We start from the raw sequence: 7,044 nt of genomic DNA, 5'->3' as shown, positions 1-7,044 counted from the left end.
ATGCCATCCAGGCGATCTCGTCGACCATCCAGCGCGTCAACCAGATTGCTTCGGCCATCGCAGCCGCGGTCGAGCAGCAGGGCGCGGCGACCCGCGAGATCGCTCGCAACGTGCAGCAGGCGTCGGAGGGAACCAATGCCGTGTCGCACAACATCTCCAGCGTCTCCGAAGCCACCGCCGCGACCGGCCAGGCCGCCGGAGGGGTGCTCGACTCCGTCCGCACGCTGTCGAAGCTCTCGGCCGATCTGCGCCACGACGTCGACCAGTTCGTGAGCCAGCTCAGGGCGGCGTAGCGCTCTTGTCCGCGCGGCCGGGTGACATCCGCCGCCGGTCGCCCCGCCCATCGCCGTCATTCCGGGGCGCGCGCAGCGCGAGCCCGGAATCCATCGGGCGGCGGGTGATGCGGAGGAATGGATTCCGGGCTCGTGCTGCGCACGCCCCGGAATGACGACCTCCATGGCGGCAGACGGGCATGCGTACCCAACCAGCATTGCGGCATGCCGAGAGCGCAGTGCTCGATGCGGCGAAATGGTGTATCCGCGAGGGGACAGGCGGCGCCTCCAGGGCTGTCCGCCACGAGGAATAAGCTCCCGGAGGAACATCCATGTCGGCGCTGCCGCTGTCTGGCATCAAGATTCTCGACCTTACGCGCGTGCTCGCCGGCCCGCTCTCGGCCCAGATGCTGGCCGATCTCGGCGCCGAGGTGATCAAGATCGAGCGCCCGGGCACCGGCGACGACGCGCGCGCCTTCGGCCCGCCTTACCTCAAGGACCCCGAAGGCAAGGCCAACAACAACAACTCGTTCTACCTCTGCGCCAACCGCAACAAGAAGTCGGTCACGGTCAACATCGCCTCGCCTGAAGGGCAGGAGATCATCCGCGCACTCGCCAAGGACTGCGACGTGTTCATGGAGAACTACAAGGTCGGCGATCTCAAGCGCTATGGTCTCGACTACGAGGCCATCAGGGCGATCAATCCCGACGTGATCTACTGCTCCGTCACCGGCTTCGGCCAGACCGGACCTTATTCGCCGCGCGCCGGCTATGACGCGATCTTCCAGGCGATGGGCGGCCTCATGAGCGTGACCGGCCACATGGACGGCGAGCCCGGGGCGGGGCCGATGAAGGTCGGCCCCTCGATCGTCGACTACATGACCGGCATGAACACCTCGATCGGCATCCTCTCGGCGCTGTATCACCGCGACGTCAATGGCGGCGGCGGCCAGCACATCGACGTCTGCCTGTTCGACACGGTGATTGCCTCGCTGTCGCACTACGCCCAGATCTTCCTGGTCAACGGCAAGTCGCCGCCGCGCCGCGGCACCTGGGGCAATGGCGGCATGCCGGCCGGCGTGTTCCGCTGCACCGACGGCGAATTGATGCTGGTGGTCGGCAACGACGCGCAATTCGCGCGCACCTGCGCGGTGCTGGGGGCGCCCGAGCTCGCGACCGATCCGAAGTTCGTCAAGAACAACGATCGCGTCGTCAACGGCAAGGAGATCATGGCGATCTTCGCCGGCCTGTTTCTCAAGAACTCGGTCGCGCATTGGCTGGACGAGCTGGAGAAGGCCGGCGTGCCTTGCGGCCCGGTCAACGACTTCGCCCACGTCTTCGCCGACCCGCATGTCCGTTCGCGCGGCATGGAGGTGAAGGTGGAGCACAAGTTCGAGCCGCAGCTGTCGCTGATCCGCAACGCGCTGACCTTCTCGGGCACGCCGATCACCGACTACCGCGCCCCGCCGCTGCTCGGCGAGCATACGCAGGACGTGCTGGCCGGGCTCGGGTATGACGAGGACAAGATCGCGGCGTTGAAGCAGCAGGGCGTGGTGTAGCGCGCTACAATCGCGGCATTCTCCGGTGTCGTCCCGGCGAACGCCGGGACCCATAACCACCGGCCGCGGTGCTGATCCTCGATCTCTCCCCGCGTGCCTCAAGATGGATCACGCGGTATGGGTCCCGGCGTTCGCCGGGACGACCCGTGGATAGAGTGTGCCTCAGTTATAGCGGTGGTGACGGTAGCGCTTCGCCTTATGCCTTTGTGGGTGATGGCGCGGCTCCGCCACGTACGGTGCCGGAGCCGGCGCCCCCAGCTGCTGCCGCGATTCCTGCAGGCGGCGCTGATAGCCCGGCGAGTTGATCAGGTTGGCGGCGCCGCCGCGGGCCAGCGCCGGCTCACTGGCCGTCACCATCACCAGCGCGGATGCGGCGATGGCGAACAATATCTGCGGTTGGTGCGTCATGGCGAAACTCCATGATGGAAAGCGGGATCTTGCAGCCGGGATGAGCGATCGCGAGATCCGGGGTCGTCGCTGGCGGTCGTGGCGAACCCGGATATCGCTCCGCTCATTCGGGCTACGGAGCGCGCGCGGCCATCCTGGCCGCTGACTTTGCCGCAGGCGCGCGCGCGGTCAAGCCGAGCACGGCGGCGCGCACCACGCGCGCGATCACATCCTCGACATCGTCGAGATCGCATTTTCCGTCGGAGAGCTTGGTCAGCCGCTCGCTCTCGCGGATGGTGTGATGGGCCATCGCCAGCGCGAAATTGAGGCCCCAGAACAGGTCGACCTCGGCGCTGTCGGGCAGCGCGCGCCGCATCGCCGCGGCGAATTTGCGCAGATGGTCGATTTCCTTGGTCTTGATGCGGCGGATCGGCGGCACCGATTCGATCGAGGCGCGGATCATGAATTGCGCCACCGGCGAGCGCTGGTTCTCAGGTCCCAGGCAGCCGCGCAGGATGGGCCCGACGAGGGCGCGCAGGATGTCGGAGATGTCGGCGCGGCCGCCGCCTTTATCCTCCGCCGCGCGCAGTTCGCGCAGCCGTTCGCGGTTGAGCGCGATCGAGCGGGTCACGAAGAGCTCGGCGATCAGCTCGTCCTTGGAGCCGAAATGATAGTTCACCGCCGCGAGATTGACGTTGGCTGCCGCCACGATGTCGCGCAGGGTCACGTCCGAGAAGCCGCGCTCGGCATAGAGCCGCTCGGCGGCGATCAGGATCGCAGTCCGGGTCTGGTCGGTCGCCATGCTCGTCCTCCCGAACGGGGGGCAGGGAGTTGCGTTTCAAACAATTGTATGAAACTATTGTTTGAGACGGCCGGAATGTCAATCGCGGTGCTTCCGCGAGGCGAGATTTCGGCACTGCAGCGACGGTGCCCGCGAAACCGTGCCGCGCAAGATCACTCTTGCGCAAGCGCGGGCAGCGGATCGACACTGCGGCCAAAACAGGTTCGAGGAAACACCCAAGGAGAGTCCCATGGACTTCACGATGTCGGCGAAGCAGCAGGAATGGCTGGAGCGCGTGCGCAGCTTCATGACCAAGCATGTCCGCCCGGCGGTGCCGATCTACAAGCAGCAGGACGCCGAGGGCGACCGCTGGAAGGTGATCCCGATCCTCGAGGAGCTGAAGGCCAAGGCGAAGGCCGAGGGCCTGTGGAACATGTTCATGCCGCCGTCCGAGCATGAGGACGACGAGTTCCGCGGCGCCGGCCTGACCAACCTCGAATATGCGCTGCTGTCGGAGGAGATGGGCCGCATCGCCTGGGCCTCCGAGGTGTTCAACTGCTCGGCGCCGGACACCGGCAACATGGAGGTGTTCATCCGCTACGGCACCAAGGAGCAGAAGCGCAAATGGCTGCGGCCGCTGATGGACGGCGAGATCCGCTCGGCGTTCCTGATGACCGAGCCGGCGGTGGCCTCGTCGGATGCGACGAACATCGAGACCCGCATCCAGCGCGACGGCGACCACTACGTCATCAACGGCCGCAAATGGTGGTCGTCGGGCGTCGGCGATCCCCGCTGCAAGATCGCGATCCTGATGGGCAAGACTGATCCGTCGGCCGCCAAGCATCAGCAGCAGTCGCAGATCCTGGTGCCGCTCGACACCCCCGGCATCAAGGTCGAGAAGATGCTGCCGGTGTTCGGCTTCGACGACGCGCCGCACGGCCATGCCCAGGTGCTGCTCGAGAACGTGCGCGTGCCGAAGGAGAACATCCTGCTCGGCGAGGGCCGCGGCTTCGAGATCGCGCAGGGGCGGCTCGGTCCGGGCCGCATCCATCACTGCATGCGCACCATCGGCAAGGCCGAGGAGTCCTTGGAGAAGATGGTGCGCCGGCTGATGACCCGCACCGCCTTCGGCAAGAAGATCGCCGAGCATTCGGTGTGGGAGCAGCGCATCGGCGAGGCCCGCACCAATATCGAGATGTGCCGGCTGCTGTGCCTCAAGGCCGCCGACATGATGGACAAGGTCGGCAACAAGACCGCACAGGGCGAGATCGCCATGATCAAGGTCGCCGCCCCCAACATGGCGCTGAAGATCATCGACGACGCCATCCAGGCGTTCGGCGGCGCCGGCGTGTCCGATGACGCGGGTCTCGCCAAGGACTACGCCAACATCCGCACGCTGCGTCTCGCCGACGGTCCGGACGAGGTGCACAACCGCGCCATCGCCCGGCTCGAGATGAAGAAGTACGCCAACGAGCCGCGGCACTGAGATGACCCCGTAGGGTGGGCAAAGCATCCGGCTGTGCGCGAAGCGCGCCGCCGGATGCGTGCCCACCATTCGCGTTTGAAGTAAGACGGTGGGTACGCTTCGCTTTGCCCACCCTACGATTCCACGAGCGCCGAGGCTCACCACTCCCGTCATTCCGGGGCGACGCGCAGCGTCGAACCCGGAATCTGGAGATGAGAGCCCCGGTCAGCGAGATTCCGGGTTCAGCCCTTCGGGCTGCCCCGGAATGACGAACAAGTGAGAGAAGAGGGAGGCCTCGTCGTGGCCGACGGCGTCAAGAAGGACGAAGAATTCTCCGGCACCAAGCCGGTCGAGGAGCGGCATCGGTTCGACGAGGCCAAGCTCGCGGCCTGGATGGCCGAGCATGTCGAGGGCTATGCCGGCCCGCTGACGGTGCTGCAATTCAAGGGCGGCCAGTCGAACCCCACCTACCGGCTGAACACGCCCGGCCGTTCCTACGTGCTGCGCCGAAAACCGTTCGGCAAGCTGCTGCCGTCGGCGCATGCGGTCGATCGCGAATTCCGTGTCATCGCCGCGCTGGGCAAGCAGGGCTTTCCGGTCGCCAAGGCGTACGCGCTGTGCAACGACGACAACGTCATCGGCGCGGCCTTCTACATCATGTCGATGGAGGAGGGCCGGGTGTTCTGGGATCCGACCCTGCCGCATGTCGGCGCGGCCGAGCGTCGCGCGATCTTCACGAGCAAGATCGAGACACTGGCCAGGCTGCACACCTACGATCCCCAGGCGATCGGCCTCGCCGATTTCGGCAAGCCCGGCAATTATTTTGCCCGCCAGGTCGACCGCTGGACCAAGCAGTATCGCGCCTCCGAGACCGAGCATCTGCCGGAAATGGAGAAGCTGATCGAATGGCTGCCGCGCACCCTCCCGGTGCAGCAGCGCGTCTCGATCGTGCATGGCGACTACCGGCTCGACAACATGATCTTCCACGCGACCGAGCCGCGCGTGATCGCGGTGCTCGACTGGGAGCTGTCGACGCTCGGCGATCCCATGGCCGACTTCACTTATCTGCTGATGCAATGGATCATGCCCGGCCTTGCCGGCGTCGATCTCAAGGCGCTGAACATCCCGACCCTGGAGGAGGCAGCGGCGATCTATGGCGGGGTCACCGGAACGGCGCTGCCCGACCTCAACTGGTACTTCGCCTACAATTTGTTCCGTCTCGCCGGCATTCTGCAGGGCATCATCGGCCGCATCCGCGACGGCACCGCCGCCAACGACAAGGCCATCGAGTCGGTCAAGCGCATGGTGCCGATGACCAAGCAGGCCTGGGAATACGCGCAAAAGGCGGGGGCGGTGTAGCTTCGCAGTGTCGTAGCCCGCATGAGCAAAGCGACATGCGGGGTCTCACGCGCTGTTGCGAAGAACCCGGATGTCGCTTGCGCTCATCCGGGCTGCATCGTTGATCCAGGCACCGTCGTTGCCGCAGGCGCGCCATCGTAGGGTGGGCAAAGCGGCCGCCGAAGGCGGCGGCGTGCCCACCGTTCCTCCGCGAACTCATCAGCATACTCATCGGCAAGGATGGTGGGCACGCCGCCACGACGATCTCGGACGTGGAGCTTGCACGGCGGCGCCTTTGCCCACCCTACGGCCCCGATCCGGCCGCCGCCGCGCTGGAGGCTAGCGGCCACCACCGCCACCGCCACCGCCGCCGCCTCCACCACCTCCGCCTCCACCAGCCGCAGTCATCGCGCTGCTGTAGCGCGGGTCGGTCTGCCTCATGTAGGTCGGCGAAGTGTCGCGGCTCTGCCGCCGCGCGGCCTGCTGCACCTGATCGGCGGTACCGCATGCCGTCCAGGACACGAGCTCACAGCCGGGCCATGAGATCTCGCGCGCGCTCGCGCTCGTCGTCAGCGCGCCGGCGGCCAGGCCGCTCATCAGGGTGAGCAGAGCAAGCTTCGATCGTCTCGACATGATGTCCATCCTTCGTTTCGGCGAAGCCGGAATGGTCCGCTTGCGAGTTTCGACGGCGGCTCGGAGAAGGCGGTTCGAAAAGGGTGGCTGAAAAATCCTGCTCCGCGCGAGCGTTCTCGCTCGAACCGGATCGGCGCTCGCTGCGACGTGACGCAGTCCCAGCCGGGTCCAGGGATCGACAACATCGCGCGCCTTGCGAATAGCAGGGCGCGCTCCGTCGACGCTTGCTCGTCGGGCAAATCAGCATCTGCGAGCGTGGCGTTGCCGGTCATCGCGACCGCTGCGGTGATTGAAATCATCGTCGCCGATGAAGGGAGTTCGCGAGGCCGGTCAATGTGATCGTCGCGTCCAGCTGGAAGGAGGCAAAGATTTTGCTTTCGCTTTTCCGAAATTCATGATCTGATGCCGGCATCCCGTCCCACCGAAGGGGCGTTGCGCGCGATCGTCACGACACGCGGGGCGGGGAGCGGTGGCCGCGATCCTGTCGCAGCGTAGCCTGTCTACGCGGACGAACGGCGGGGCGCGGACGTGAAGTCGCAGCGTGCTGACACCCCGATGCTGGTGTCGCTCGCGCAATGCGCAAGCATTGTCGCGACATGGTGGCCAGAC

At 66.2% G+C, this 7,044-nt stretch carries 6 protein-coding genes and 1 pseudogene; 4 read left to right on the top strand and 3 right to left on the bottom strand.

The features are described 5' to 3' along the window. Positions 1–293 (top strand): annotated as a pseudogene (locus BRAS3809_RS10450) (methyl-accepting chemotaxis protein); the annotation flags it as partial. A gap of 311 nt (positions 294–604) precedes the next feature. Continuing rightward, positions 605–1,831: a CaiB/BaiF CoA transferase family protein gene (locus BRAS3809_RS10445; RefSeq protein ID WP_008962058.1), complete on the top strand. Its 1,227-nt coding sequence runs from the start codon at positions 605–607 to the stop codon at positions 1,829–1,831. 162 nt (positions 1,832–1,993) lie between these two features. Here the strand turns inward: BRAS3809_RS10445 and BRAS3809_RS10440 are convergent, their stop codons facing one another. Next, a complete protein-coding gene (locus BRAS3809_RS10440; RefSeq protein ID WP_008962057.1) occupies positions 1,994–2,239 on the bottom strand; it encodes a hypothetical protein in 246 nt (81 codons plus the stop codon). A gap of 112 nt (positions 2,240–2,351) precedes the next feature. Further along, positions 2,352–3,020 (bottom strand): TetR/AcrR family transcriptional regulator, encoded by a 669-nt coding sequence (locus BRAS3809_RS10435; RefSeq protein WP_008962056.1) that lies wholly within the window; start codon positions 3,018–3,020, stop codon positions 2,352–2,354. Positions 3,021–3,249: 229 nt separating this feature from the next. Between BRAS3809_RS10435 and BRAS3809_RS10430 the strand changes: the two genes are divergently transcribed. After that, positions 3,250–4,485 carry an acyl-CoA dehydrogenase family protein gene (locus tag BRAS3809_RS10430; protein WP_008962055.1) on the top strand — a complete coding sequence of 412 codons (1,236 nt, stop codon included), beginning with the start codon at positions 3,250–3,252 and terminating at the stop codon, positions 4,483–4,485. A gap of 279 nt (positions 4,486–4,764) precedes the next feature. Then, entirely contained in the window at positions 4,765–5,823 is a 1,059-nt protein-coding gene (locus tag BRAS3809_RS10425; protein WP_008962054.1) for a phosphotransferase family protein, read from the top strand. Between the two features lie 318 nt (positions 5,824–6,141). Here the strand turns inward: BRAS3809_RS10425 and BRAS3809_RS36555 are convergent, their stop codons facing one another. After that, positions 6,142–6,435 carry a hypothetical protein gene (locus tag BRAS3809_RS36555; RefSeq protein ID WP_035655976.1) on the bottom strand — a complete coding sequence of 98 codons (294 nt, stop codon included), beginning with the start codon at positions 6,433–6,435 and terminating at the stop codon, positions 6,142–6,144. Positions 6,436–7,044: the final 609 nt, after the last annotated feature.

It is taken from the genome of Bradyrhizobium sp. STM 3809, assembly GCF_000239795.1.
Classification (GTDB): Bacteria; Pseudomonadota; Alphaproteobacteria; order Rhizobiales; family Xanthobacteraceae; genus Bradyrhizobium.
The sequence above is the reverse complement of the archived record's forward strand: the minus strand, read 5'-3'. Positions and strand labels throughout refer to the sequence as shown.